Consider the following 24,621-nt stretch of genomic DNA (forward strand, 5'->3'; position numbering starts at 1 on the left):
ACCAAAGCGCCGGGGCGCCGGTAGATTTCTGGCCGATGGATTTCGACCTCACCGCTGCTGAGCGAGACTTCCGCGACGAGGTGCGGACATGGCTGGAGGAGCACTTGGTGGGGGAGTTCGCCGGGTTGCGGGGCCGAGGCGGTATGGGCCAGGAGGACATTCCGGCCGAACAGCAGATCGCCTGGGAGCGCGAGCTGGCTACTGGTAGCTGGCTGGGCATCGACTTTCCATCCCACTTGGGCGGCCGGGAGTGCAGCCTGTCGGAGCAGGTGCTGTTCCACCAGACCTACGTGGAGGCCCGGGCGCCCGGGCGGCTGCCCAACTTGGGAGTCACATTGCTGGGCCCGACCTTGGTGGCCTACGGCACGCCCGAGCAGCAGGAGCGGTTCGTGCCCCCGATCTTGTCGGGCGATGAGTTCTGGTGCCAGGGCTATTCGGAGCCCAATGCCGGTTCTGATCTGGCCAACGTGGGCGCCAAGGCCGTGCTAGACGGCGACCGCTGGGTGGTCAACGGTCAGAAAATCTGGACATCGCTGGCCCAGTACTCCGACTGGTGCTTCGTGGTGTGCCGCACCGATCCCGACTCTGCCCGCCACGCCGGGCTCTCCTATCTGCTGGTGCCCATGGCCCAGCCCGGTATCGAGATCCGCCCCATCGTGCAGGTCACCGGGGGAACCGAGTTCAACGAGGTGTTCTTCGGCGACGCGGTGACCGACGCCGATCTGGTGGTGGGCCAGCCCGGCCGGGGCTGGGAGGTGGCCATGGGCACGCTGGCCTTCGAGCGGGGGGCGTCCACGCTGGGCCAGCAGACCTATTTCCGCCAGGAGTTGGATGCGCTGTTGGCTGAGGCTCGAGACAACGGCTGTGCCGATGATCCAGTTGTGCGCCAGGAGCTGGCCCAGGCTTACGCCACATTGGAGGTCATGCGGTACAACAACCTGCGGATGCTCACGGTGGTGGACGCCGGCGGAGTGCCGGGGCCGGAGATGTCCATAGGCAAGCTGGTGTGGTCCAACTGGCACCGCTCGCTGGGGGAGTTGATGGTTCAGGTGCGGGGGGCTGATGGCATGGCGGTGGCGGCCGAAGACGACGAGGAGTACACGCTGGACTCCTGGCAGCGCACCTTTCTGTACAGCCGAGCCCACACCATCTATGCCGGATCGAACGAGATTCAGCGAAACATCATCGGCGAGCGGGTTTTGGGCCTGCCCCGGGAGCCGCGGTAATCGGGAAACCGAATTGTTCGGCCTGCCCCGGGAGCCGCGATGATCTCTAAGACCAGAAAGAGGAGCAGTCATGGCTGAGGCATACATCATCGACGCGGTCCGCACCCCGGTGGGTCGACGGGGCGGCAGCCTGTCGCAGATCCACCCGGCCGACTTGGGGGCCCATCCCATCGGTGGCCTGCTGGATCGCACCGGCGTCGATCCGGCCGCGGTCGACGACGTGATGTACGGCTGCGTGGACGCCTTAGGTCCCCAGGCGGGCGATATCGCCCGAACCGCCTGGTTGGCCGCCGGGCTGCCCGAGCACGTTCCCGGCACCACCATCGACCGCCAGTGCGGATCGGCCCAGCAGGCCATCCACTTCGCGGCCCAGGCGGTGATGGCCGGCGTGAACGACATGGTGGTGGCTGGCGGCGTGCAGAACATGAGCATGATCCCCATCGGCGCGGCCATGACCGTGGCCGAACATGTGGGGGTGACCGATCCCGATCCCTTCACCGGCTCCGACGGCTGGGTCGACCGCTACGGAACCCAGGAGGTGTCGCAGTTCAGGGGTGCGGAAATGATCGCCGAGCACTGGGACATCAGCCGGGAGCAGATGGAGGAGTTCGCCCTGGCCAGCCACGAGCGGGCCGCCGCCGCCACCGACGAGGGACGGTTTGAGAACGAGATTTTGCCCCTGGGCGGCTTGGAGGTTGACGAGGGCATCCGCCGGGGGACCACCATGGAGAAGATGGCCGGATTGTCTGTGTTGGTGGAGGGCGGACGACTGACCGCGGCGGTGTCCAGCCAGATCTCTGATGCGGCCTGCGCCATGTTGATCTGCGGCGAGCAGGCGGTAGCCGACCACGGGCTCAAGCCCCGGGCCCGCTTCCACCATATGTCGGTGCGGGGCACCGATCCCATCTACATGCTCACCGGCCCCATTCCCGCCACCGAGTACGCACTGGCCCGCACCGGAATGACCATCGACGACATCGACCTGTTCGAGTGCAACGAGGCCTTCGCCTCAGTTGTTCTGGCCTGGATGGGGGAGCACGACGTGCCCCACGAGAAGGTCAACGTCAACGGCGGAGCCATCGCCCTGGGCCATCCGCTGGGCGCCACCGGGGCCCGGCTCATGACAACGCTGCTCAATGAGCTGGAGCGCACCGGTGGCCGCTACGGCCTGCAAACCATGTGCGAGGGCGGCGGGCAGGCCAACGTCACCATCATCGAGCGCTTGTAGCAAGTCCATGGCCGAGTTTGCCGACCGGGTGGTGCTGGTCACCGGCGCAGCCCGGGGTATCGGCTGTGCCACCGCGGCTCAGTTCGCTGACGCCGGGGCAACGGTGGTCGGGGCCGACCTAGATGTCGAGGCTCTGGAGGCCGTGAAGGAGCTGTCGCTTCGCTTGGGCGGCGACGTGGGTGACACCGACGAGGCCCATCAGATCATCGACAACACAGTGGCCGCCTTCGGCCGTCTCGACGTGCTGGTGAACAACGCCGGTGCATGGCTGCTCAAGCCCACCGCTGAGATCACCCCAGAGGAGTGGGACGACCAGCTCTCCACCAACCTGCGGTCGTTCTTCCTTCTCACCCGCCGGGCCTATCCCGCGCTGGCTGAGACCGGAGGCAACGTGGTGAACGTGGCCTCCATCGCCGCTTTGCGGTTCACCACTCCCCATGTGGCCTACGCCTCGGCCAAGGCCGGGGTGATCGCCATGACCAGGGACTTGGCCGCCGAGTACGCCCCAGATGTGAGAGTGAATGCAGTGGCCCCCGGCCCGATCGACACCATGCACATCACCGCCTCCATGACCCCCGAGGAGAAGGCCGACTTCGGCCGCCGCTATCCACTGGGCCGCATGGGCGAACCCGACGACGTGGCCCACGCCATCGTCTTCTTGGCCTCACCCAAGGCGGCCTACATCACCGGCGCAACCCTCCCCGTCACCGGCGGCACCGAACTCGGAGTGCCCAGCCTGTTCTAGCGGGGGTTGATGCGGTCGATGAGGCCCCAGGACAGGGCACCGGCGGCGTCGATCTCGGTGTTGGTGAGGGCGAAGTAGCAGAGGCGCTGGCGGCCGATGCGCCGGGCGATGCTGACGGTGCCGCCCGCTCCGGGCACCAAGCCCATGGCCATCTCGGGCAGGCGGAAGGTGGCGTCAGGGTGGGCGGCCACGTCGTGGGCGTAGGCGGGCAGTTCCACGCCAGCCCCCACGCAGGTGCCATGGACCATGACCCGGATCTTGGCCGCTAGGCGGTCGATCCAGAAGGCGGCGCTGCGCACCGAGCGGACGCGGTGGGCGGTGCCGGGGTCGGGGGTGGTGCCGAACTCGGCCAGGTCGCCGCCGGAGCAGAAGGTGGGGCCGGCGCCGTCGAGCACGATGCCGTCGAGGCTGGAGTCGACCGACGCGGCCCGGAGCTGCTCCACCAGCGCGTCGCGCATCTCGGCACTGAAGGCGTTGTGGCGCTCGGGGCGGTTGAGGGTGAGCCGCAGGGTGGATCCGGCGCGCTCGGCTCGCACCGCGGGCTCGGGATTGACCGGCACCAAGCGGGTCGGCTGGGCAGCCAGCCAGGCCTGGAATTGGGGCCCGGACTGGAGGGTGGAATAGGCCAGCGACTCGGCCACCAGTCCGTCGACAGTGGAGCAGCTCTCGCTCAGTCGGAGGAGCTGCACCAAGGCCACCGCGGCGGCCGGTGACGCGGCCGCGGCCGCCGCGATCTGGTCCAGCTCACCGGGCGGTACGGCCAGAGGGGCCGGAACATCGTCGGGAGCCAGCACGATGTCGAAGGGCTCACAGAGCTCGGGCAACTTGGCGGCATCGGCAGCGTCGATGCCGCCGGACACGGCCACTGCCACCACTGCGGGGGTGCTCTTGACCAGTTCAGCCATTTCACCAGAAGGCCGCGCCGACAGGTCGGCGGCGGTCAGCTCGACGAGGATCACCGGGCAATCGGCCAGCCCCAAGTCCTCACCGGCATAGGGGTGGGACAAGAGCGCGTGGGCCTCAGCCAGGCCCGTGGTTTGGATTGGCGCAGCCATCACTGAGTGATCGCAGGTTAGCCCAGGCGGGAATCAGCGGCTTTCGGCGAGCTCATCGCGCAACACCCGGCGCAGGAGCTTGCCTGTCTCGTTGTAGGGCAGGTCGTCGCGCACTTCGATGCGGTCGGGGGTGCGAGACGACCGCATTTGGGCTTTCACGAACTTCTGGAGCTCGGCCACATCCAGCGTCTGACCCTTGGCCGGCACCACCACGGCGGCTACCGCCTCGCCCCATTGCTCGTCGGGCACGCCGATAGCGGCCGCATCGGCAATGGATTGGTGGCTCAGCAGCACATCCTCGATCTCGCCGGGGGAGATGTTCTCGCCTCCCCGCACGATGATGTCGTCTAGGCGGCCCTCCACAAACAGGTAGCCGTCGGCGTCCAGCGAACCGCCGTCGTTGGTGGGGAACCAGCCGTCCGGCGTGATCCGGGAGTTCCGACCCAGGTACTCGCCCGAAACTTGCTCTCCCCGAACCCAGATCTCACCGGAGCTGCCCGCCGGCACCGGCGCACCCTCGTCGTCGCGAATGTCGACCTCGATGGCGGGCAGCGGCCGCCCGGCCGAGCCCAGCCGGGCCCGTACAGCCGGATCGTCGGAGCGGTGGGCATCTCGGTGCTCGTCGGGTCCAAGCACCGCGACCGTAGAGCTGGTTTCGGTGAGTCCGTAGGCGTTCACGAAGTTGGTGTGGGGCAGCACATCCAGTGCCCGGGCGATGACCGGGGCGGGCATCTTGCCGCCGCCATACGACAGAGCCCGCAGCGAAGGGAGCCCGCCCCCGGCGTCCTCCAGGTGGTCCACGATGCGGGCCAGCATGGTGGGCACCACCATGGCGTGGGTCACTCCCTCGGCCCGGACCAGATTCACCCAGTCGGCGGCGTCGAAGTTGGGAAGCTGCACGATGCGGCGCCCGGCGTACACCGAACTCAAGATCGCGGCCATCCCGGCCACGTGGTAGGGGGGCACCGACACCAGGGTGGCCTCGTCCTCGGCCGCACCCATGAACTCCACCGATCCGATTATGTAGGACACCAAGTGCTTGTGGCGCAGCACCGCCGCCTTGGGAGCTCCGGTGGTGCCGCTGGTGTAGAGCAGGATGGCGATTTCGTCGGGGTCGACGTTCCAGTCGCTGTCGGGAGCGCCTCCCTCGGCCCACTGGGCCAAGAAATCGGGCCGGACAACGGCCCGCACGCCGTCGAGGTCGCCGATGGCGGCCACAGCGTCGTCGTTGCACACCGTGACCGAGGGGGCGACCTCGGCGGCCAGACGCTGCAACTCCGGCACGGTGAGACGGTAATTGAGGGGAACGAACGGCACCCCGGCCCAGGCCGAGCCGAACAGGGCGATCGGCAGGGCCTCGCTGCTGGTGTCCACCATGCTGACCCGGTCGATGCCCGCATCCCGGAAACGGGCGGCAGCGGCACCGGCCCGCTGGAACAACCGCTCATAGGTGAGTCCTTGGTCGCGAGATCCAACCGCGGTGCGGTCGCCGAAACCGCTGGATGCCATCTCCAGCAGCATCATCAAGTTCATGGGCTCATCAAGGGTGGGCGCTGCTCCCGGCGGCTCAGTGCCTGGCTAGTCGGAGGCCGGGAGAGGCTTGGCCTCTTTCAGGCCAAGGGGTGTGCCGTCCAGCGTCAAGGAACCGTCGCCGGGCTTGGTGCACAGAACCTCGAGGGACTCGTCCTCGTTCACGTAGCGCTTGCCCAAAGCGGTGCCTTCGGCGGCCTCGGCGGAAACCTCGCCGTTGCGCTCGACATTGGCCGGGTCGGCCATAGGCGCGCCGCCACATGAGATGTCCACGTTGCCGCTCGGTGCTTTGACCACGATGAGCTCGGTATCGCATACCGAGCTCTTGAGGCGGCTACCCGGTTTCAGGTCCATTCCTACCTCCTACAAGATGTCCCTTAATCTTTTCCTGTCAGGCTCGTTGGGTACAAACTGCGGTGATGGAGTCGTCAGCCACCGGTTGCCATCCGGCGCTGATCTGGGCGGCATCCGGGCTCATGGGGTTGAGCGGACCCGAGCACGGGCCTCCGGCGCTGGCCTCTGGTAGCTGGGTTGAGCGGCTCGACTATGTGGTGAACCACATTGCTGAGCTGAGGGGCGAGCCTCTGAGGACTGATGCCGCCGGTTTCCTGGGGGAGCGGGCTGCGCTGGGGGGGCGAACTCGGCGGGGATCGGTGTCGGTGGGGGGCGCGTGTCGCATGGCGGCGGCGGCCGACGGGGTGCTGGCGGTGTCGCTGGCCCGGACGAGCGACGTAGAAGCGGTTCCCGCCTGGTTGGAGATCGGTGATCTGGCCGAGAGCGATGTGTGGTCCGCAGTGGCCGCGGGGATTCGGGATCAGCCGGTAGCCGAATTGACAGAGCGGGCCGGTTGGCTGGGCTTGGCAGTGGGGGAGGCAGTCCGCCCGTCGCTGCCGACGGCACCCTGCTCGCTCACCGATGCCGGACCGGCAGGATTTGGTCGGAATCTGGTGCTGGATGTGAGTTCGCTGTGGGCCGGTCCGCTGTGCGCGTCGCTGCTGGGCGGGTTTGGATTCGAGGTGGTGAAGGTGGAGGCACCAGGCCGCCCCGACGGCGCCCGGTATGGATCGCCTGCGTTCTACGAGCGGTTGAACCAGGGCAAGAAACACACGGTCATCGACCTGGAATCCGAGGCTGGTCGCCGCCGATTCCTGGATCTGTGCCGACAGGCGGCCGTGGTGGTCGACGGGTTGCGACCCCGGGTGTGGGCCAACTGGGGTGTCGACCGGTTGGATGTGGCCGAAACCTGCGGGCTGGTATGGGTGTCGATCACCGGCCACGGCGATGACCGGGCCGCCTTCGGCGACGATGCCGCGGTGAGCGGGGGCCTTTGGCTGCAAGACCCGGACGGAGGACTGCCGTGGTTCGTTGGTGACGCTGCCGCCGATCCGGTGGCTGGGTTGGTGGCGTGTCGCGCTGCCGCGGAAGCCTTGGCCGCGGGACGGGCTGGGTTGGTGGAGGTGGCCATGAGCAAGGCGGTGAGTTGGGTCCGAGCCGGCGACGACCTGAGCGCACCCGGCGCCGAAGTTATCTGGCAAGGCGACAATTGGGTGGTAAGGGCCAGCGAAGGCGAACAGGTGGTGATGGCTCCCCTTGGGCGAATGTGACCTAGTTCTTCCGCCGTAGGACGGCGGAGGGGCGGTAGGTTGAGACCGTGTTCGCACGAAAGAGCAGCGGCTCGGGGCATCTCGGCGAGGGGCACCACCGCAATGTGGCCCGAGGAGGATACCGGGCCGCAGTATTCGGGGTGAGCGATGGCCTGGTGTCCAATGTGGCGCTAATTTTGGGCGTGGCCGGGGCTAGTTCTGGGCAGGAGCTAGTGCGGGTGGCCGGGATCGCCGGGCTCATTGCCGGCGCGGTGTCGATGGCCGCGGGGGAGTACATCTCCATGCAGGCCCAGCGAGAATTGTTGGAGCGGGAACTCGATATGGAGCGGCGGGAGCACGCTCACAACCCAGAGCACGAGGTAGAGGAGTTGGCCGAGATTTACGAATCCCGAGGAGTGGACCAGGAAATGGCTCGGGAAATGGCCTCCAACATCATGGCCGACCCGGAGAAGGCCCTGGAGGTCCACGCCCGCGAGGAGATGGGCATCGACCCCAACGAATTGGGCAACCCGATGTTCGCGGCCACAACCTCGTTCTTCTCCTTCGCCCTCGGCGCGGTGCTGCCGCTTTTGCCCTGGTTCTTCGGGGGGGGCAACGGCGCTATCGTTGGTTCGATCATCCTCGGGGTGGTAGGTGCGGTCATGGTTGGCAGCGCGTTGGCTCTGGCCACCAGCCGGTCGATCCTGCGGGGCTCTTTCCGCCAGGTGGCTATCGCTGCGGCGGCCGCAGCAGTCACGTTCGGAATTGGCTCCGCGGTGGGGGTAGGAATATGAGTGATTGGGAGTGGACTCTGGGAGGCCTCGAGAGCCCGGTGGTCCCCATCTGGAACGACAGCAACATCCTCGATCCATCCAGCGTGCTGCTCACCGACAAGGTGGCCATCGTTACCGGCGGCGCTCGGGGAATCGGGGCGGCCACCGCCGTGGCCCTGGCCCGCTTCGGTGCCGATCTGGCCATCTGCGACCGGGAAGCCGACGACATGGCCCGCACCGCCGCTGCGGTGGAGGCATTGGGACGGCGTTGTGTGACCGGATTGTTCGACGTCCGCCACCCCGAGCCCCGTGATGCGTGGCTGGCCGAGGTGGGCGAGACTTATGGGCGGGTGGACGTGCTGGTGAACAACGCCGGAGGCACGTTCAATTCCCCGTTTGCCGGCATCAGCCCCAAGGGCGAGGCCGCGCTGATTGCCGAGAACTTCACCCAGGTCACCGGATTCATTCGAGGGTGTCTTCCGCTGATGGGAGAAGGCGGTTCGATCATCAACGTCACCTCCATCGAGGCCCATCGGGCCGGTCCCGGCTTCTCCATCTACTCGGCCATGAAAGCGGCCCAGGCCAATCTCACCATGAGCCTGTCGCTGGAGCTGTCCTCGTCGAGAATACGGGTCAACTGCATCGCCCCCGATGTGATTCCCACCGAGGGCGAGAGCCTGCTTGGCGGTGAGAGCACCGACGATGAATCGGGGCTGGCCCCCCAGCCGTGGTTGGAGGGCGGCACGGTTCACGACTGCGCCGCCGCCGCGGTGTATCTGGCCGGTGACATGTCCCGCTTCGTGACCGGCACCACCATCCACGTTGACGGCGGCAACATCGCCGCTGCCGGATGGAAGCGTCGCACTTCGGGCCGGTTCACCACGTAGACACCCCGCTAGGGTTCGAGCCGGCACGCAACTGCGGAGGCACATCCATGGACATCGATGTTGATCGGGTAACCGAACTGGCCGGGGAGGTGGCCACCCACATGGCCGGGGCCACCACCATGGCCATGGTCCACATCGGCGACGAGCTGGGCCTGTATCAGGCCATGGCTGGGGCGGGGCCGATGACTGCGGACGCGCTGGCCGGTGCTGTCGACTGCAATCCCCGCCTGGTCACCGAGTGGCTGCGCCAGCAGGCCGCTGTCGGCCTCGTCGAGCTCGACGGCGAGGGCGACGACGACGTCACGTTCAAGTTGACCGACGAGGCCGCCGCAGTGCTGGCCTGGGAGGTGAGCCCCGCGTTCTTGGCTGGCGGCATCGGCATGTTCCGGGCGATGTTCGCCGATATGGACGACATACTTGAAGCCTTCCGGGGCCACGGCGGGCTGGCGTGGGGCGATCACCATCCCTGCCTGTTCACCTCCACCGCCCGGTTCTTCCGGCCCCAGTACGAGATGTACCTGGCCAACGAGTGGATCCCGGCCGCCGATGGGATCGACGACCTGCTCCGAGCCGGGGCCACCGCCGCCGATGTGGGCTGCGGCTGCGGCGACTCGGTGCAGATCCTGGCCTCGGCCTATCCCGAGTCGCACTTCACCGGGATCGACTTCCACGGCCCGTCCATCGATCAGGCCATCGAGGTAGCCGCTGAGGCCGGGCTGGAAAATGCCTCCTTCGAGGTCGCCGACTCGAAGGGCTACCAGGGCGCCTACGACGTGATCTTCTTCTTGGACTGCCTGCACGACATGGGCGACCCCGTGGGCATCGCGGCCCACGCTCGCAGCCAGTTGGCCGAGGGCGGCTCGGTGCTCATGGTGGAGCCCTTCGCCCTCGACGGCCACGTCCATAATCTGACCGAGAATCCCATGGCGGCCACCGCCTACGGCGCCTCAGCAGTGTTCTGCACCCCGTGTTCTCTGGCCCAACCCGTCGGCCTGGGAATGGGCGCCCAGTCGGGAGAAGCCGCCATGCGAGAGGTGTTCGCTCAGGCCGGCTACTCCAGCTTCGAACGGGTAACCGAGACCAACGCCAACATCATCTACCAAGCCCGCCCCTGACGGGGAAATCGCTGGGCTTGGATACGCCTCAACAAGTTATACTTAGTGGTATGACTCACACCGTTGGAGCAAAAGGACAGGTCGTCATCCCCAAGGAAATGCGCGACCGGTTCGGCATCAAGCCTGGTGACGAGGTGAGTTTTTGGGATTGCGAGGACCATGTTGGGATGCGCGTCGCCCGCGACCCGGAAACGCTCAAGGGGCGATTCCGTGGTCTTGGACTGAGCGAAGACCTTGAAGCAGAGCGCAGTGCTGAGCGACAGCGCGAGGCCCGATATTGAGAGCAATACTGGATTCCTGGGCGATTCTGAGATACCTCGAGGACCGAGAGCCAGCCGCGTCTGCGGTGGCCGGGCTGCTCGAAGAACAGAAACCGATTGTCAGCTGGATCAATCTGGGCGAGGTGTTCTACATCCTCCGCAGGCGTACCGGAGAACATGACGCTTTTGCTGCTGTCCGCGATCTTCAAGAAGTTGTTGTCGCTGAGGTGCCCAGCTCGGACCGGATCATAGAGGCAGCCCGCATAAAGGCTGACCATCCCATGGCCTATGCCGATGCCTTTGCCGCTGCGACCGCTGTCAGTCGCGGAGCAACTCTCTGGACCGGTGATCCTGAATTGCTCCTACCGTCTGCCGACTGGGCGTGGCGCGATCTCCGATAGATGGATTCTCCGGGGAATGCCCACCATTTAGGTCGCCCCAACCTCAGTGCAGCCGGTACACTTCGGCGTTCCCGCCCCGTTCGTCTAGAGGCCTAGGACGCCAGATTCTCAATCTGGTAACACGGGTTCGAATCCCGTACGGGGTGCTTCTCACAGTTATCTGCCTTTCTAAGACGGTCCCAGTTGTTCTCCAAAACCCCAGCGCAACAGCGGTATTTGTCAGAGTGGAAGGTTATACTGTTCCCACTCATAGCCGTGTTGACCGGACCCCGGGCCTTGCACAGCGACTTGATCTGGCCTGGCTGAGTGCGGCGGTAGGGGACGGCCAAACTGCTGGGGTCCGCTCCTACTGAGTTGCTTTGGGATTTGGGGGTGGCTCTGATGGTGCCCGCCTTGCGTTGGCGAATCACACCGGAGATGCCAGCGGCAAGTATCAGGCGGGTGAGCTGGTCCTTTGCGATCTCAGATCCAATGGGTGCGTACTGCTTGCAGGGAGTTTGGGTGAGTTCCCACCCCCCCCCCTTGGCGGACAACCTAGACTAGAAGAAATCTGCATCGTTGCCTGAGGGGGATAACTCGCCGACCAGGTTGGTCGGCGCACGCGTGGCTGTGTGCGGTTCCGCAGAAGTTGACTTAAAAAATGCGTCCGGCGATTTAGACTGAGGGAGAACCACCTAGTTCTCCGTCGAGGGGCTAGGCCCAGCAGGAACCCGCTTAGGCGGGTTTCCGCGCGTCAGGCCCTCCACTCTTTGGGCCTGTGGATCTTGCTGCCCTTCACGCCTATCACCGGGTCGGGGAGCTGGCACTGCTCAAGCAGTTTCCGCTTAAGCGTCCGCTTGTCGCCACTCAACAAGCGCCGTGGCTGCTCGGACTGCTTGTGGGGGTTGACCGTGACCACCGCTATGCCCTCCCCCTCGGCCATAGTGGCCGGGGTTTGGAGGTCGCTGTCGTTGGAGAACACCAACGCCACGTCCATGTTCTTATGGCAGGCACCGCGTACAAGGTGCGCACCAAGGGACACATCTGAGCCCTTCTCCTCGGTGTGCACCACACGGGCCATCTTGATCTTGCCGGACCGGTACCCGCGGACAAGGGGCAGGTTCTTCTCCCTGTGCTTGAACTGGCCCAGGTGGACTTCGACCCCGGAATGCTCCTCGAGGGCGCGGATGTAGACGCCCAGCCGCTGGGCTAGCCCTCGGTCATCGCGCCGGTCCTGAACTCGTGCAGTGAAGTACTTGACAGCTTCAACGTGGTGTCCCCGCAGCAGACGGACAGCCAGTTCACGGTAGTCAAGCCATTTCAAATCCGGGTTGCCCTTGAGCGCCCCGTAATAGAAGTTGAATCCATCCACGTTCACGATGGTCTGGGGTTGAGGTCTCTGAGACACAGCCCGCAACTCTAGGCAAACTGCTAACTGCGAAGCACAGGACACCCGTCAAGGAGATGAGGTCGGTCAGGACGGGCCGCGGCCACTGCGAGGAGCGTGACGTGGGAAGGCCTGAGCGGGAAAAGCGAACGGATGGCAAGCCTAACTAGAGCTGAGATGGGGCAGCACGCAATTTGGTCGTCTCACTTGGTCAACCAGCCCGGTACATGCATGTCATCGTTTGGGTGGCAGCACCGGCCTGGCCCCCCTAGCGGCGGACCCCCACGGCTACCCCAAACCCCACCACTCCACGGGACGCCCCCGACAGGCAACTTCGCCTCGACTGTTCCGGCCAAACGTTAGGTAAATCCGCCGGACAGCCATCGGTGTTATGGAATCTCCCCAGGTCCAGGACAGCAGAGTCCAACATCAGCCCGACACAAATCCCGTGGACTACTGATTTGGGTGTGTGCTGTTGGGCAGAGGGGCTTGAATTGGGTCCTCGTCTCAGAACGGATGACCCCGCCACAGCAATCGGAGTTTGCCTCGTCTGAATTGAGGTTCTCCGACTCCTGAGGCGGGGTCATCGCGTCCATCATGCAGCTCTCGGCTGCGGGGTTTGGGGAATGTCTGGCAAACCGAGACTCTGCTACATGCGCAAAGGCGGTTTGCCTCGTCAAACATTCTACTAGCCCCGCCTCTGCCAATCCAAGGGTTTTGACATGCTGGCGAAGCTCATTCAAGGAATCGCTTTCCATTGGATGCCGAGTAGCCGACCTCCGTGTTGTGCTGTCTTGGGGATGTTCTGCTTGTTTCCCACCCATACGGTGTCGCTTTCGCAGTGTCGGGCGGCTGCGATGAGTTCTGCGATGTAGCGGGAGATGGTGTGACCGGCTGCGGAGGCCTCGGCGATTGCCTGGTTGTAGTGCGATTCGATGTCGGTGGTCTGGAGCAGCGACGCGATGGAGGGGTTGGGACTGAGGATCAGCTGCTGGTCTGGTGTGGGTATCTCGGCGATCCGCCGGGAGATGGCGCCGTGATTAGGTACTGCTAGGTGATCTCGACCGGACAAGAGGGTTTCGTTGGCCCGTGCGAGGCTGTTTCGCAGCCGAGTCATGACCGCGGGGGGTACTGCGATTCTCTGGGAGGTGAGGCTGAGAGGGAGGTCGCCGGCTATCGCGCGAAGAAGGGCGTATTCATCGCCGGCAAACACGTGGACGACGGGATGCTACAGCGGGGACAGCAGGTCGTCGCTGCACGCCTCGTCTAGGTACTTCCCGAAAGCGTCATCGGCGGTAAGGGCGAGAATCGCGGCGCGCCCTTCAGCGGAAAGATGCGGATCGCCACCGGTTTGCTGCTGTCGCGTCCCGGCGCGGCCCTTGGCAGCCGGAGACAGGTCGTTGCTGTCTCCAGGCAAGGGCTCTGCTACGAGCGAAGCATCTTCCATGACGTTTACCCTACCTCTCGCAGAGTGCTGTCCAACGGAGCTATTACCTTACGGCGGCCTCTCCAGACGCGTCAACAGAAGCAGCTGGAGATGGAATGGAAAGGCGAATCTCGGAGTCCAGACCGAGCAAGCTGGTTTCTCGGAGGTGCTTCTGACGCAGCCTCCCCGCTGGTCGGTCTGACATCTGTGCGTCTTCCAAGGTCACGGATGGACTTGGGATCTGCAGGAGCATTTTGCCTTTCCTACCGGCTCGATGAGCTCCCACCATTGAAATAGAACAGGTGTGCGCCGACGGGCTGAGGCGATCACGTCGGGAAGTGCACCGCCGGGCACGCTAGTCGGGCCTGAAGGCGTCCCCCTTCGCGAGACGAGCCTTAGTCTCGCTGACGATAAGGTCGATCAGCCGTTCCGGGCGGCGCCATCTCATAGCCAGTCCCGCATGATCCATGCCGTGCTCGGCAACTACGTCCTTCAGTTCCTCGACGCTGAGTTCTGCCAGGCGAAGTCGTAGTGTGTCCTCGCCGCTCGCGAGAACGTCGAATGGGTCAAGTCGGCCACGGGCGCGGCGTCCCGAGATTCTTCTCGGAGGTTCCGTCGCGAGTGCCCGGTCGAGGCGTGCGGCGAAGTCGGCATTGCGTCGCGCCTCCGCCACAACCTCTCGGAACACAGCTTCGAGTCTCGCAACACCCGTCATGCGTGAATCCTTTCAAGCACCTCGGCCGTCAAAGCGCGGTAGGCCCTGAACCCTTCTGTACCCCACTTTTGGCGCAAGGTCGAAACATGTTGCGGACTAGCGGCATCGGCGAGTGCGTTTCCCTCGGGAATCCGGGTCTCGAAGAGGGGCGCGTCTCCTTGCTCACGCAGGATGCGCAACTGAGTGCGATGTACCGTCGACTGCGTGCGGTACTTGGCAACGAGAATCCCGAGAGGCTCGATGGGCTGGGCGATCGTCTCTGAGAATTTGCGAACTCGCCCAACGATTTGGGGGATCCCGTACGTCGAAAGGATGTCGGGGATCGTGGGGATGATGTAGGCCTGGGACATGCGCAAGCCGTTGAGGGTGATGATGCCGAGGTTGGGCGGACAGTCGATCAACACGATGTCGAACTCTCCGAGGATCGGCGTGACCGCTCTCCGCAGAATGTCGGCAGGGCTCTCAGCGAAGAAGCGTCCGCTGGGCATCGACCCGAGCTGGTCCTGAGTGTCGATCATGTCCAAGCTTGACGGGAGGAGCGACAGCGAAGGCGCTTCGGCCACGCGCGAGGCCTTGCGAACGAGCGTGGCCTGGAGATCGAAGGACCGCTCCTCCGGCTGAAGCAGTGCGTCACTGAAGAGCCTCGCCAGCGTTCGGCCGTCGCTGTTGAGTTCGCCCCAGCGCTGGTCTCCTATGAGCATCGACGTGGCGTTCGTTTGCGGATCGAGGTCCACCAAGAGCACCCGCTTGCCGAACTCACCCGAGAGCATCTCGGCGACTGCCACAGTCGTTGTCGTCTTGCCGACGCCACCCTTCAGGTTAATCGTTGAAATCACTACTGGCATGGGGATACCTCTCTTCCAAAGCCATGCTTTTACTTGCTCGCGGCTGAATACTGGACCGGCACGAAGCTCGGCCACCGGCAACGGAAAGTCCAACAGGCGATTGCGCCAGTTGACGACCGCCTGTCGGGACACTCCAGCCATGGAGGCAACTTCGTGAATCCCGACCAACTCAGGATCAGCCACGACCTAACTCCATGTGGGCAGCGTACACGGTGTGAACGTTGTACACACCAACGACAAGGGTTTTCTTCCCGGCCTCACCTTCCTGTCGGTCACCGCTTCATTCGAGGAGTCCGCCATGGGATTGTCGTGTCTTCTCAGCCTCGACGTTGAGTCCACCTGAGGCAGGGGTTCTGCACCATCAGAACGGCCACCAAAGGCGGCGGCCGGACTCCGCGGAGAGGTATGAACGGGGGACATCGCCGATGGCGGCGGTGTCCTCCGGCCCCGTCCATGCGTACGCCCTTTCTTGTTGAGCAGTTCGATGCTGCCGACAAGCCCGTGGTTGCCGTTTACACGGCGTTGGTCGCCTAACCGTCTCTGAAAGGACGTGGCAACCGTGTGAGCGCCGAACGGCCCGAAGATCAAGCTTGGGTCTGGGGCGTCAACCCGCGTCGCCACTACGGACGAACCGCCAACGCAATGGCCGGTATCGAGAGTCCCTGGGCCTACCCGACCACCTTCTTCCTTCCCGGCGCCGAAGGTCAGGTCATTGCGGGCTTCGACCCCAAGCAGCGACGGCAGGTGGGACCCAGGCCGATGGAGACGTAGTGAAACACTCCCCGTCCGAATGGCTACGTCGAGTCGTTGAGTCGGCCAACGCCCGGGCTAGTGCGTTGAGTCGGTCTGGTTCGTACTGGTCCGTGGTACGGAGACCTGAGACCAGTACGAACCGGCGCTCTGGCGTCCAGTCGGTCTGTGGGGCGACAGATTCGCCGGGGGCGGATCTTGCCGTCACTCTGTGCGGGTGAGGCCGATGGGCGGTCCCATCAGCTGAGGAGGAGTGGCATGAACTTGGAGCAGGCGAGAGGCGGCTACCTCGATTGGATCGAGGACACGAGGACGATTTCGGAGCACACGCTGCGGGCCTACTGCGGTGATCTCGCTGCACTGAGGAGGCATCTCGCCCCAGCCGTCCCCGCTGGGAGCATCAGCTCTGAAGGGCTGGTTGAGTTCATAGCAGCTCAGCGTGGTCTCGGATTGACTGCCGCAACAATCCGCCGACGCTCCAGTCCTACTGAGTTGCCTTGGGATTAGGGGTCGGCTCTGGTGGTGCGCACCTTTCGTTGGCGAGTCACACCGGGGATGCCTGCAGCGAGCATCAGGCGGGCGAGTTGGTCCTTTGCGATCTCAGACCCAATGGGTGCGTACTGTTCGCGGGGGGTTTGGGTGAGTTTCCTCAGACTGCCAGGGAGGTTTCGGCCAGTCGCTCGGCTTGTAGGAGGTCGTCGTGGTCTGGGGACTCGATGGCGATTTCGAATGGCTCGTCCGGCTTGTAGCCCAGCACGTAGAAGAGCATCCCTGTCTCGCTTTCAGGGGCGACTGTTACCTTCGACATTTGAGGCTCGTCAGTGGGGACGAAATCGGCAAGTGAGCGCTGGACTCATCGCGCCTTCCCCTCGACCGGCAACCGAGAGCGGGATGGTCGGCGCACGCGTGGCTGTGTGCGGTCCACACGAGGGCCTATGGATCTTGCTGCCAGCCCCCGGCAATCGCGCCGATCCTGAACTCGTGCAGCGAAGGACGTGACAGCTTCAACGCGGTGTCCCCGCAGAGTCTTCGAATCCCGTACGGAGTGTCAGTATTACAGATTAGACCGGGTAGGTATACTGCCTGGTATGTCTGATCCGACTACCATCAAAGTTTCAGTCTGGACCCGGGATGCGCTGCGTCAGCTTGCCGATCGTGAGGGACTCACTCTTGGCGCGCAACTCGAGAAGATGATCCGACAGGAACGTCGTCGCATCATCGGGGCACAGCTCGCCAGTGCCCCACTCGATGTTGATGACGAGGCCGTGCTCGATGCGTCTGCGAGCGATGTCGCTGATGCGAGCGGGTGACGTCGTCCACTGCGACTTTGGGACGCCGGCGAGGGGCGAGCCTGGGTTCGTCCGACCGGCGATCGTCATCACATCTGATGACGTGCTGGAGTTCCGGCAACATGCGGTTGTTGTCGTGCCCTGTACGACCACGAAGCGGGGATGGTTGAGCGAGGTCGACGTCTCTGGGTTCGGTGTCGCCCAGGCGCACCTGCCGACGACCATAAGTGTCGACCGCGTTATCGAGACGACGGGCACGAATGTCGGATCCGTCGCGCTTCAACAGATCCGAGAGCTCATCGCCGATCTTCTTGGGCTCTGAATTTCACCTTGGTGCTCAATCATCCAGGGATACAGGCGACAACCGGCTCCGGCTTGCTCGATAGATGAAAGGGCCTATTTCTTCAGTAAGGGTTTCGATGCGCCGCCATTGGATCATGAACACTTCTAACTGATTCCAAACTGTCTTCGCGTCCTCGCTGACAAGGGCGACCATACGCGCGTTGTGCGTGCTCACTGTATGAAGCTCGGCATGGCGGCGTTGGATCTTGGAGTCGCGGGTCACAATGACAAGATCCTGGGCGGTTACTGCGGGGATCCAATCAGTGTCATCAACTGCTGTGCTTGCTATCGAACAAGGCGGCCTTTGCCGCTTGTGGATGATTGCTCCTGGATCGCCTGGGAATGTGCAGTCTGAGCGCAGGCAGCTGACAAATTTACCGAGGCCGAGGATTTCTGAGTCGAAATAGAAGCGGACTTGGGCCGGTTTTATGCGGCCAGGGGCGTTCTGCGGGACAGTTCGTAGGCTTGGGCCCACTGCACGTCTGCGAGTCCAAGTCCGAACTGCTCAGCGACTTCGATCTCATCCTCTCCTCCGTCGAGGTGTTCGACGATGGCCTCGGTGCTGATCCCCTCGATGGAAGGTCGTCCGAACCGTCGGACAGGCAGGCACCGGACTGGGGATGCCTCGTCCTGATGCGGTCGCCAGGCAATCGGCCAGCCGTCTTCCCACTCGACTCTCTTGAGAAATGACGCAGCAGGGTCGGTCAGCACGAGTTGATTGCTAGCCGGGGCGATAAGCCACAACTCTCCGGGAAGGTCAGACTCCTTCTGCATTTCCAGCAGGAGGCGGGACCCTTCTCCGACCCAGGGCTTGTGACGGGCCAATGGGTGTTCATGGCCTTCCTCTTCTCGTAGCCGGTCGATGAACGTACGGATCTCGTGGAGTCTGACGTGCAGTTCACGCCGGTACTGACATAGCAAACCGCTTTCTACGAACTCTGCCCAGGTCAGTGTGAAGTCCCCGGAGGGCGATGAGCGGATGACTGGCGGGTATGTCTTGCCCCCTTTCGATCCTCCCTCGAGCCACCAGCGCAGCGTGCTCGGAGGGATGCGCAGAATCCTGGCGGCGTCGGCCACCGAGTAGGTCTTGCGGTCTAGGAAAGTTGCTCCCACATCGCCATTATGCCTTTCTCATAGCTGACTCGTGGCCATCATCTTCCTTCGCTGATGGCGCACCGCGAACAACTGGCAGGCTATTGCGGCGGTGCCGTAGGCGAGGTAGCCGACTCCTACTGGGGTGACGGTGCCACTGACTGCTTGGTCGATGAGTGCGGCTAGGCCGGCACCGAACAGGGCCATGGCGAAGCCGAGGACGGCGGAGGCGGTGCCGGCCATCTCCCCCATGGGCTCCAATGCCAAGCTCTGACCCAATGGAAAGAACGCCACCAGGCAGGCATTGGTCAGGCTGAAAATGGTGATCCACAGAACGAACGGCGGCGTTCCCCCGTTGACCATGGCAAGACTCAGCATGGTGCTGGCCCCTGCCATCTGAAGCAGTCCCGCTCCCAGCGCCAAATTGCGGGCCCGGAACCAGTGCAGTGCCCGATGGTTGAGCAGCGCCACCAGGCCCATCCCGGCGGCCATGATCGAGAAGTAGGGGACGAACCATTGCTCTTGGTCGAACACATCGTCGAAAATCAGCTCTGAGCTGCCCAGAAACGAGAAGAAGGCCCCGGCCGAGAAAGTGGTGGCCAGGGTGTAGCCCAAGGTCACCGGGTGGGAGGTTACTGAGCGGAATCCGTCCAGCGTGGTCCGGAAGGTCAAAGCCCGCCGATGCTCGGGTTTCAGCGTCTCCTCCAGTCGCAGCGACCACAAGACAATGGCCAGTGCGGTGAAGACGCTGAAGGCCATCACATAGCGCCACGACCCCAGCGCTACCAGGCCCTTTCCCAGAGGCGGCCCGGCCACCGGAGCCCAGAAGAACACCGTCATGACCAGGGTCATCACCCGGGCCATGGCATCGCCGGAGTAGTAGTCGCGCACGATGGCCTGGGAGGCGGTTCGGGGGCCGGCGGCGGCGAACCCCCAGATGAATCTGCTTACGTAGAGCATGCCCAGTGTCACCGAGAAAGTGGCCATCAGCGAAGCCAGGGCGTAGAGCACCAGGCTTCCAACCAGCACTCTCTTGCGGCCGAGGGAGTCGGCCATCGGGCCATAGACAAGATTGCCGATGCCCGACCCGACGAAGAACAGCGTGATGGTCAACGACAGGCCGGTGGAGTCCTCTGGGAGGTTGAACGCCTCCCGCATGGCGGAGAACGCCGGGAGCAGGGTGTCGATGGCCAAAGCCGATACGGCGCTGACCATGGCGATGAAGAGGATGAACTCCCGTTCGCCCAATTTGCGGCCAGTGTGTGTGGATGCGTTAGTGGTCACACCAGCCGACTTCTCATAACGGCGTAGCCTGTCCCTCCTATGGCGAAGATGTCAAAGGAGTTGGAGGGCAAGGTGGCGCTGGTCACCGGGGCGGCCCGTGGACTGGGCGCCGAGATTGTGCGGCGCATGGCGGTAGCCGGAGCCCAGGTGACGGCTGCGGACAAGCGGGTGGACCAAGGGGTCGAGGCTGCCACCGAGGCTGGGGCGCATTTCGTCGAGCTCGACGTGACTGACGCCGAGCAGTGGACAGCCGCGGTGGATTTCGCCGCCGCACCCGGAGGCCGCCTCGACATCTTGGTCAACAACGCGGGGATCATGCGGGTGGCGCCGATCCTCGACTGTGACCCCGCTGAGTTCCGCAAGGTGATCGAGACCAATCTGGTGGGCACCTTCTTGGGCATACAGGCCGCCGCGCCCACCATGGCCGCAGGAGGGGGTGGCGCCATCGTCAATCTCGGCTCGCCCAGCGGGTTCGAGGGCACGGTGGGGATGCCGGCCTACTCCACCTCCAAGTGGGGAATACGAGGGCTCACCCGAACCGCGGCCCTGGAACTGGCCGACTCCGGCATTCGGGTCAACTCAGTGGTGCCGGGAGCGCTGCGGACAGCCATGACCCGTCGGCCGGGATGGGAAGACGACGACTACGAGCGCCACTACGGCGCCACCGTGCCGCTTGGGCGCATGGCCGAACTAGCAGAGGTGGCCGATCTGGTGTTGTGGCTGGCCTCCGACCAGGCCTCCTACTGCACCGGTGGCGACTACTCCGCCGACGGCGGATTGGGTGCGGGCACGCCCGCGGCCCACCACTAGGTTGCCGGAGGTGAAGTTCGGGTTCCCATTTATCTCACTGCATCCGGGGGCATGGGCAGAGGTGGCCCAAGCCGCCGACGAGGCCGGGTTCGAGTCGTGCTGGATCGCCGACCACCTGGTGTTCCCGGTTGAGATGGAGGGCTCGTTGGGCGACGTCGACCATCCCAATATCCCGCCGACAGTGCCAGTGTTCGACGGCCCTGCCTATCTGTCGTATCTGGCCGGTCTGACCAGCCGCATCAACCTCGGGGTTTACGTGTATCTGGCCGGGTTGCGCCACCCATTCGCCACCGCGCGGAGCTTTTCCACGCTCGACCATGTGAGCAACGGGAGGGCGCTGGCGGGCGTGGGGGCAGGATGGCTGCGCAACGAGTGGACAGCAGCCGGCATGGACCCCCGCACCCGGGGACGCCGCCTAGACGAGGCCCTCGATGTGTGCGTGCGGCTGTGGACCGAGCCGGTGGTGGAGCACCACGGCGAGTTCTACGACTTCGAGCCGGTGGCCTTCGAGCCCAAGCCGGTGCAACAGCCCCATCCGCCGGTGCTGGTGGGCGGGCTGTCGGATGCCGCGTTGCGCCGAGCCGCCCGCTTCCAGGGGTGGATGGGCATGTCCGACACCTTCGAGTCGGTGCGCGCCGCCGCCGACCGGCTGGCCGACCTGGGTTCGCCCACCGCCGAGATCACCGCCCAGGGCCGCTGCGAGACTGTCGACGATCTGCGCCGATGGGAAGATGCCGGTGCCCACCGGCTGGTGGTTACCCCGTGGGACAGCACCAGCGGTGCTGTGGACGCCGTCTGGCGTTTTGCGGAGCGCTTCATCTCTTGAGACTGCACCGAGGCCGGGTGGGGATGTGTCAAAAAGCCCAGCAAAGGGCGTACACTGGCACTTCTGCGCAACATACGTCTGACTAGGGATTGCCATGGGTCGAGGATCAGAGAGTTTTCAAAAGCGACAGCGAGAAAAGAACAAGCGCGAGCGGGCTGCGGCCAAGCAGGCCCGCCGCCATGGCAAGCTTGACGACCCTTTTGAGGAGGACGTAGAAGCGCCTTCTCCAAACGGAAAGTCAGAAACTGAGCTGTATGAGGATTTCCGACTTCTGAGCGAGAAATACCAGTCCGGGGGAGTGGACGAGGAAACCTACGAGAAGCGCCGAACCGAGATCTTCGAGCAACTCGGCCTCGAGGTCCACTGACCCGCTGCTTGTTCAGGGCTTGTTCAGGCCGCCTGGCCATATGGGATCGGGCGGCTGGTGGGCAGGCCCAACATGCACGACAGCCCCGCCGACTGAAGTCCGCCCGCGCCGCCTGCCACCAGGATCACGAAGTGGTCGGGGGACAGGACGATAGGCACCCGGTCGTTCTCTATAGCCACGCCCAGCTTTTGCAGCCCGTCTCGGGTGGGTTGGCGCCGGTACGGAGGATAGAAGTCCAGCGGCACCCGAGCTTGGGCAAACAGGTGCTCCCGCAGCGCCTGTTTGGTAGGAAACAAGCTGGCCACCATCTCGGCGATCACCGGGCTCATCACCAGCACGGTCGGGAAGGGATTGGGGGCATCGTGGCCGCCGCACGGCCCGCTGACGGCCAGCCCATGGGTGAGGTGGTGCAGCACCTGGTCGGGCTCGTGGTGCATGTCGGTGATGGGCCACATGCCGTTGACGGCCAGCACCGTCACCGCATTGTCGTCGGCGTCGAACCCCATCTCGGTGTGGTAGGGCGGCCAGGGAGAAGCCTCCTCGTTCTCGGCTATGCAGAGAGAGGTGGCCTTGCCGGGCCAGCCCAGCGGCGCCTTGTCCACCTCTCCGGGTGTGGCCCCGCCTATGTTCACCAGGGCCAGTCGCAACGCCCGTCCCACGGTGGCATTGGTGTGCGACCCCGGCCCGAAGCATCCCGCGCCGTAGTTGAAACCCAGTTGGTTGCGGACCGGGCCGTTGACCACGATCATAGGACCCACCGGGTTGGTGGTGGTCTGCACGCCGTGAGCGTTCATCTGCGGATCGCAGAAAGCGTCGAGCGCGGCGATGAGCACCGGCATGACCTCGGGCGAGCATCCGGCCATCACCGCGTTGACGGCGATCTTCTCCACGGTGGCCGGCGCGTTCAGCGGCGGGACGTCGCCCACCACATGGCCGGCGGGAAGGCCGGCCGCGGCCACCGCTTCGGCCACCCGCCCGGGGGTGGGGGGAATGATCGGCAGGCCATCGGTCATCCCCCGTTCCCGCAGATAGGCCTCGATATCCTCAGGACCACCCTCGATGGTCACCTGCTGTGACATATCGCCTTCGTCGTGCTGCATTCAGCGGCGGCTCTCAGCGTCATGCCACCAAGGCGTCCACGATCTCGTCGAGCCGGGATGCGATGTCGGCCCTGATGTCGGCCTCCGACCACTCGTCGTAGCCCGACGGCAGCACGACCAAGGGCTGGTTGTCCACCCGAAGGCCTCGGGCCGTGGCCTCGGCCAAGCCCCGGAACTGCTCGGTTACCAAGCCCACCGCCGGCGTTCCCATTGCTTCCAGGGTGCTGCTGGCATGGATACACCACGCCGTACACGAGCCTCAATTGCCCAATCCGCTGATCACCGCGTCGACTTCGGCGTGGAAGGCCTCCATCTCCTGCTGATACTGCTCGGGATCGGCGCCGTGCATGGGGCCGCTGGCCCGAACCACCACCCCTGCTGCCCCGGCCCGATCCACCAACCGGCGAGACAGCTCATCGGCCATGATGGCCATGGAACGCCACATGTCATTGTCGATGATTCCCACCACCGCCCCGGCCAGCGAGTCCTTCCTGATGGCCAGCGGCTGTGCTGGGTCAGTTACCTCGCCGGTGGGCAGCAAGATCGTGGTTGTCTCGACTCCTCCCATCAATTCACCCTACCCCGTGCCCTAATGTGGAGCGATGCGCACCACGACGCTGCCCCGACCGCCGGTCATCATGCAAGAGGCGCTGGAAGATCCCGACGTGCTGCTCGGCATCTTGGAGCGCCAGTCGCCCCATCCGCTCACCCTGGCCGGCGCGGAGTTTGCAGAAAGCCGTGCCGCGCTTCGAGCCGGGGCCAAAACCGGCGATGTACCCCCGTTTGTGCAGGTGGTGAACGGCCAGCCCCTGGTCCCGCCGGTATTCCGCACCACCTGGGGAGCTGAGGAGCAGGCGGTGGAGGGAGCGGAGACCATCGTGAACAACCCCCGGTTCATCGAAGCCGCCCGGCAGCTCTACGGCGCCGAAGTGGTGCGGCCCTACTTCACCTATGTGAACATCAACGCTCCCAGCGGCCAGTACGCCCGCCACACCGACATTCCCGCCTTCAGGGGGGTGGGCCGCGACACCTACCCCACCTGGCTGCTCAACTGCATGATGCACTCGGGGTGCTTTGATCGCTGGCGGGTTCGGATTGCCACCGCGGTGTGCTGGTATTACGAGGGGGCTGGAGGGGAGTTCAGCTACTGGCCCGAGGGCTGGGACGGCGACATGGTGACGGTTGACCCGCCCGCCAACTACGGCGTGATGGGCGACAACGACTACATGCCCCATCGGGTGGAGCCGATCGGCTCAGAGGCCGATTACGCCAACTACGGCCTCGAGGCAACCATCGCACTGACCCCCGACCGCCAGTGGGTGATCGAGGAGCCGGCCAATGAGCCGGTTCGCCTTGGTTTCGACGAGGTGCGGGTGTCGCTGTCCTGGAAGGCCTTCGTGTTCGCCGATGCGCAAGAGGCCGAGGTGTACGACCGTCACCTCGACGACCTCGATGAGGCGACGTTGATTGCCACGCTGGCCGAGGACTGCGCTCAGCGGGGTGTGGATCTGCCCGATGGGCCCGATGCGCTGGGGCGTCCAGAATGTGGAGAGCGGATAAGGGATGCCTATCTGTCTGCTGAACTGCGGTTCTGATCGCCTCAGTC

At 64.6% G+C, this 24,621-nt stretch carries 31 protein-coding genes and 1 tRNA gene; 18 read left to right on the forward strand and 14 right to left on the reverse strand.

Going from position 1 to position 24,621, the window contains the following annotated elements:
* Positions 1 to 35: 35 nt before the first annotated feature.
* From ACOGXA_RS16285 to ACOGXA_RS16295, 3 genes are all read left to right on the forward strand, one after another.
* Positions 36 to 1,226, forward strand: coding sequence for an acyl-CoA dehydrogenase family protein (locus tag ACOGXA_RS16285; protein ID WP_419924898.1), 1,191 nt, complete (start codon positions 36 to 38; stop codon positions 1,224 to 1,226).
* Between the two features lie 70 nt (positions 1,227 to 1,296).
* Positions 1,297 to 2,454 carry an acetyl-CoA C-acetyltransferase gene (locus ACOGXA_RS16290; RefSeq protein WP_419924899.1) on the forward strand — a complete coding sequence of 386 codons (1,158 nt, stop codon included), beginning with the start codon at positions 1,297 to 1,299 and terminating at the stop codon, positions 2,452 to 2,454.
* A 7-nt stretch (positions 2,455 to 2,461) separates the two neighbouring features.
* Positions 2,462 to 3,199, forward strand: coding sequence for an SDR family NAD(P)-dependent oxidoreductase (locus ACOGXA_RS16295; protein ID WP_419924900.1), 738 nt, complete (start codon positions 2,462 to 2,464; stop codon positions 3,197 to 3,199).
* On the opposite strand, the gene ACOGXA_RS16300 is transcribed toward ACOGXA_RS16295, so the two are convergent.
* Genes ACOGXA_RS16300 through ACOGXA_RS16310 form a run of 3 tightly spaced genes read right to left on the reverse strand, consistent with a single transcriptional unit; the run spans position 3,196 to position 6,138 of the window.
* Complete coding sequence (locus ACOGXA_RS16300; RefSeq protein ID WP_419924901.1) at positions 3,196 to 4,254, reverse strand: enoyl-CoA hydratase/isomerase family protein; 1,059 nt, start codon at positions 4,252 to 4,254, stop codon at positions 3,196 to 3,198. The genes ACOGXA_RS16295 and ACOGXA_RS16300 overlap by 4 nt on opposite strands.
* A gap of 33 nt (positions 4,255 to 4,287) precedes the next feature.
* Positions 4,288 to 5,787: a class I adenylate-forming enzyme family protein gene (locus tag ACOGXA_RS16305; RefSeq protein ID WP_419924902.1), complete on the reverse strand. Its 1,500-nt coding sequence runs from the start codon at positions 5,785 to 5,787 to the stop codon at positions 4,288 to 4,290.
* Between the two features lie 45 nt (positions 5,788 to 5,832).
* A complete protein-coding gene (locus ACOGXA_RS16310) occupies positions 5,833 to 6,138 on the reverse strand; it encodes a hypothetical protein (RefSeq protein ID WP_419924903.1) in 306 nt (101 codons plus the stop codon).
* 65 nt (positions 6,139 to 6,203) lie between these two features.
* Here ACOGXA_RS16310 and ACOGXA_RS16315 point away from each other — a divergent pair, with 65 nt between their 5' ends.
* From ACOGXA_RS16315 to ACOGXA_RS16345, 7 genes are all read left to right on the forward strand, one after another.
* Positions 6,204 to 7,388, forward strand: coding sequence for a CoA transferase (locus ACOGXA_RS16315; RefSeq protein WP_419924904.1), 1,185 nt, complete (start codon positions 6,204 to 6,206; stop codon positions 7,386 to 7,388).
* 47 nt (positions 7,389 to 7,435) lie between these two features.
* On the forward strand, positions 7,436 to 8,161 hold the full coding sequence (locus tag ACOGXA_RS16320) for a VIT1/CCC1 transporter family protein (protein ID WP_419924905.1): 726 nt from the start codon (positions 7,436 to 7,438) through the stop codon (positions 8,159 to 8,161).
* Positions 8,158 to 9,027, forward strand: coding sequence for an SDR family NAD(P)-dependent oxidoreductase (locus ACOGXA_RS16325; protein ID WP_419924906.1), 870 nt, complete (start codon positions 8,158 to 8,160; stop codon positions 9,025 to 9,027). Before ACOGXA_RS16320 ends, ACOGXA_RS16325 begins: the two co-directional genes overlap by 4 nt.
* A 53-nt stretch (positions 9,028 to 9,080) precedes the next feature.
* Positions 9,081 to 10,142 (forward strand): methyltransferase domain-containing protein, encoded by a 1,062-nt coding sequence (locus ACOGXA_RS16330; protein WP_419927003.1) that lies wholly within the window; start codon positions 9,081 to 9,083, stop codon positions 10,140 to 10,142.
* A gap of 50 nt (positions 10,143 to 10,192) precedes the next feature.
* On the forward strand, positions 10,193 to 10,423 hold the full coding sequence (locus ACOGXA_RS16335) for an AbrB/MazE/SpoVT family DNA-binding domain-containing protein (RefSeq protein ID WP_419924907.1): 231 nt from the start codon (positions 10,193 to 10,195) through the stop codon (positions 10,421 to 10,423).
* Positions 10,420 to 10,803: a PIN domain-containing protein gene (locus ACOGXA_RS16340; RefSeq protein WP_419924908.1), complete on the forward strand. Its 384-nt coding sequence runs from the start codon at positions 10,420 to 10,422 to the stop codon at positions 10,801 to 10,803. Before ACOGXA_RS16335 ends, ACOGXA_RS16340 begins: the two co-directional genes overlap by 4 nt.
* Before the next feature lie 73 nt (positions 10,804 to 10,876).
* A tRNA-Glu gene (locus ACOGXA_RS16345) sits at positions 10,877 to 10,949 on the forward strand.
* A gap of 587 nt (positions 10,950 to 11,536) precedes the next feature.
* On the opposite strand, the gene ACOGXA_RS16350 is transcribed toward ACOGXA_RS16345, so the two are convergent.
* From ACOGXA_RS16350 to ACOGXA_RS16370, 5 genes are all read right to left on the reverse strand, one after another.
* A complete protein-coding gene (locus ACOGXA_RS16350) occupies positions 11,537 to 12,190 on the reverse strand; it encodes an NYN domain-containing protein (protein ID WP_419924909.1) in 654 nt (217 codons plus the stop codon).
* 718 nt (positions 12,191 to 12,908) lie between these two features.
* Complete coding sequence (locus tag ACOGXA_RS16355) at positions 12,909 to 13,286, reverse strand: hypothetical protein (RefSeq protein WP_419924910.1); 378 nt, start codon at positions 13,284 to 13,286, stop codon at positions 12,909 to 12,911.
* Between the two features lie 111 nt (positions 13,287 to 13,397).
* Positions 13,398 to 13,616, reverse strand: a complete 219-nt coding sequence (locus tag ACOGXA_RS16360) for a hypothetical protein (RefSeq protein WP_419924911.1) — start codon at positions 13,614 to 13,616, stop codon at positions 13,398 to 13,400.
* A gap of 334 nt (positions 13,617 to 13,950) precedes the next feature.
* The gene (locus tag ACOGXA_RS16365) at positions 13,951 to 14,310 is read right to left on the reverse strand and encodes a hypothetical protein (protein WP_419924912.1); all 360 of its coding nucleotides are present in this window, start codon (positions 14,308 to 14,310) and stop codon (positions 13,951 to 13,953) included.
* Complete coding sequence (locus tag ACOGXA_RS16370; RefSeq protein ID WP_419924913.1) at positions 14,307 to 15,338, reverse strand: AAA family ATPase; 1,032 nt, start codon at positions 15,336 to 15,338, stop codon at positions 14,307 to 14,309. Before ACOGXA_RS16370 ends, ACOGXA_RS16365 begins: the two co-directional genes overlap by 4 nt.
* 31 nt (positions 15,339 to 15,369) lie before the next feature.
* On the opposite strand from ACOGXA_RS16370, the gene ACOGXA_RS16375 reads away from it, so the two are divergent.
* Positions 15,370 to 15,498, forward strand: a complete 129-nt coding sequence (locus ACOGXA_RS16375) for a hypothetical protein (protein WP_419924914.1) — start codon at positions 15,370 to 15,372, stop codon at positions 15,496 to 15,498.
* Between the two features lie 665 nt (positions 15,499 to 16,163).
* Positions 16,164 to 16,412, forward strand: coding sequence for a site-specific integrase (locus ACOGXA_RS16380; protein ID WP_419924915.1), 249 nt, complete (start codon positions 16,164 to 16,166; stop codon positions 16,410 to 16,412).
* A 142-nt stretch (positions 16,413 to 16,554) separates the two neighbouring features.
* On the opposite strand, the gene ACOGXA_RS16385 is transcribed toward ACOGXA_RS16380, so the two are convergent.
* Positions 16,555 to 16,713: a hypothetical protein gene (locus tag ACOGXA_RS16385; RefSeq protein WP_419924916.1), complete on the reverse strand. Its 159-nt coding sequence runs from the start codon at positions 16,711 to 16,713 to the stop codon at positions 16,555 to 16,557.
* Between the two features lie 280 nt (positions 16,714 to 16,993).
* Here ACOGXA_RS16385 and ACOGXA_RS16390 point away from each other — a divergent pair, with 280 nt between their 5' ends.
* Together ACOGXA_RS16390 and ACOGXA_RS16395 are read left to right on the forward strand one after the other, a co-directional pair.
* Positions 16,994 to 17,215, forward strand: a complete 222-nt coding sequence (locus tag ACOGXA_RS16390; RefSeq protein ID WP_419924917.1) for a hypothetical protein — start codon at positions 16,994 to 16,996, stop codon at positions 17,213 to 17,215.
* Positions 17,193 to 17,516, forward strand: coding sequence for a type II toxin-antitoxin system PemK/MazF family toxin (locus tag ACOGXA_RS16395; protein WP_419924918.1), 324 nt, complete (start codon positions 17,193 to 17,195; stop codon positions 17,514 to 17,516). Before ACOGXA_RS16390 ends, ACOGXA_RS16395 begins: the two co-directional genes overlap by 23 nt.
* A 15-nt stretch (positions 17,517 to 17,531) precedes the next feature.
* Here the strand turns inward: ACOGXA_RS16395 and ACOGXA_RS16400 are convergent, their stop codons facing one another.
* The 3 genes from ACOGXA_RS16400 to ACOGXA_RS16410 are packed head-to-tail and all read right to left on the reverse strand — an operon-like array spanning position 17,532 to position 19,876.
* The gene (locus ACOGXA_RS16400; protein ID WP_419924919.1) at positions 17,532 to 18,011 is read right to left on the reverse strand and encodes a hypothetical protein; all 480 of its coding nucleotides are present in this window, start codon (positions 18,009 to 18,011) and stop codon (positions 17,532 to 17,534) included.
* Entirely contained in the window at positions 17,963 to 18,649 is a 687-nt protein-coding gene (locus ACOGXA_RS16405; RefSeq protein ID WP_419924920.1) for a hypothetical protein, read from the reverse strand. The genes ACOGXA_RS16400 and ACOGXA_RS16405 overlap by 49 nt, the downstream gene beginning before the upstream one ends.
* 18 nt (positions 18,650 to 18,667) lie before the next feature.
* A complete protein-coding gene (locus ACOGXA_RS16410; protein ID WP_419924921.1) occupies positions 18,668 to 19,876 on the reverse strand; it encodes an MFS transporter in 1,209 nt (402 codons plus the stop codon).
* A 75-nt stretch (positions 19,877 to 19,951) separates the two neighbouring features.
* On the opposite strand from ACOGXA_RS16410, the gene ACOGXA_RS16415 reads away from it, so the two are divergent.
* The 3 genes from ACOGXA_RS16415 to ACOGXA_RS16425 all read left to right on the forward strand — a co-directional run bounded on the left by ACOGXA_RS16415 (position 19,952) and on the right by ACOGXA_RS16425 (position 21,915).
* Entirely contained in the window at positions 19,952 to 20,722 is a 771-nt protein-coding gene (locus tag ACOGXA_RS16415) for an SDR family NAD(P)-dependent oxidoreductase (protein ID WP_419924922.1), read from the forward strand.
* A 10-nt stretch (positions 20,723 to 20,732) separates the two neighbouring features.
* Positions 20,733 to 21,548, forward strand: a complete 816-nt coding sequence (locus tag ACOGXA_RS16420) for a TIGR03619 family F420-dependent LLM class oxidoreductase (protein WP_419924923.1) — start codon at positions 20,733 to 20,735, stop codon at positions 21,546 to 21,548.
* A 94-nt stretch (positions 21,549 to 21,642) separates the two neighbouring features.
* Positions 21,643 to 21,915 (forward strand): hypothetical protein, encoded by a 273-nt coding sequence (locus ACOGXA_RS16425; RefSeq protein WP_419924924.1) that lies wholly within the window; start codon positions 21,643 to 21,645, stop codon positions 21,913 to 21,915.
* Between the two features lie 23 nt (positions 21,916 to 21,938).
* Here the strand turns inward: ACOGXA_RS16425 and ACOGXA_RS16430 are convergent, their stop codons facing one another.
* Complete coding sequence (locus tag ACOGXA_RS16430) at positions 21,939 to 23,015, reverse strand: hypothetical protein (RefSeq protein ID WP_419924925.1); 1,077 nt, start codon at positions 23,013 to 23,015, stop codon at positions 21,939 to 21,941.
* Positions 23,016 to 23,034: 19 nt separating this feature from the next.
* A complete protein-coding gene (locus tag ACOGXA_RS16435; RefSeq protein ID WP_419924926.1) occupies positions 23,035 to 23,583 on the reverse strand; it encodes a UGSC family (seleno)protein in 549 nt (182 codons plus the stop codon).
* A 34-nt stretch (positions 23,584 to 23,617) separates the two neighbouring features.
* Between ACOGXA_RS16435 and ACOGXA_RS16440 the strand changes: the two genes are divergently transcribed.
* The gene (locus ACOGXA_RS16440) at positions 23,618 to 24,610 is read left to right on the forward strand and encodes a hypothetical protein (RefSeq protein ID WP_419924927.1); all 993 of its coding nucleotides are present in this window, start codon (positions 23,618 to 23,620) and stop codon (positions 24,608 to 24,610) included.
* Positions 24,611 to 24,621 lie beyond the last annotated feature (11 nt).

This window comes from Candidatus Poriferisocius sp. (genome assembly GCF_965208475.1).
GTDB lineage: Bacteria > Actinomycetota > Acidimicrobiia > Acidimicrobiales > Bin134 > Poriferisocius.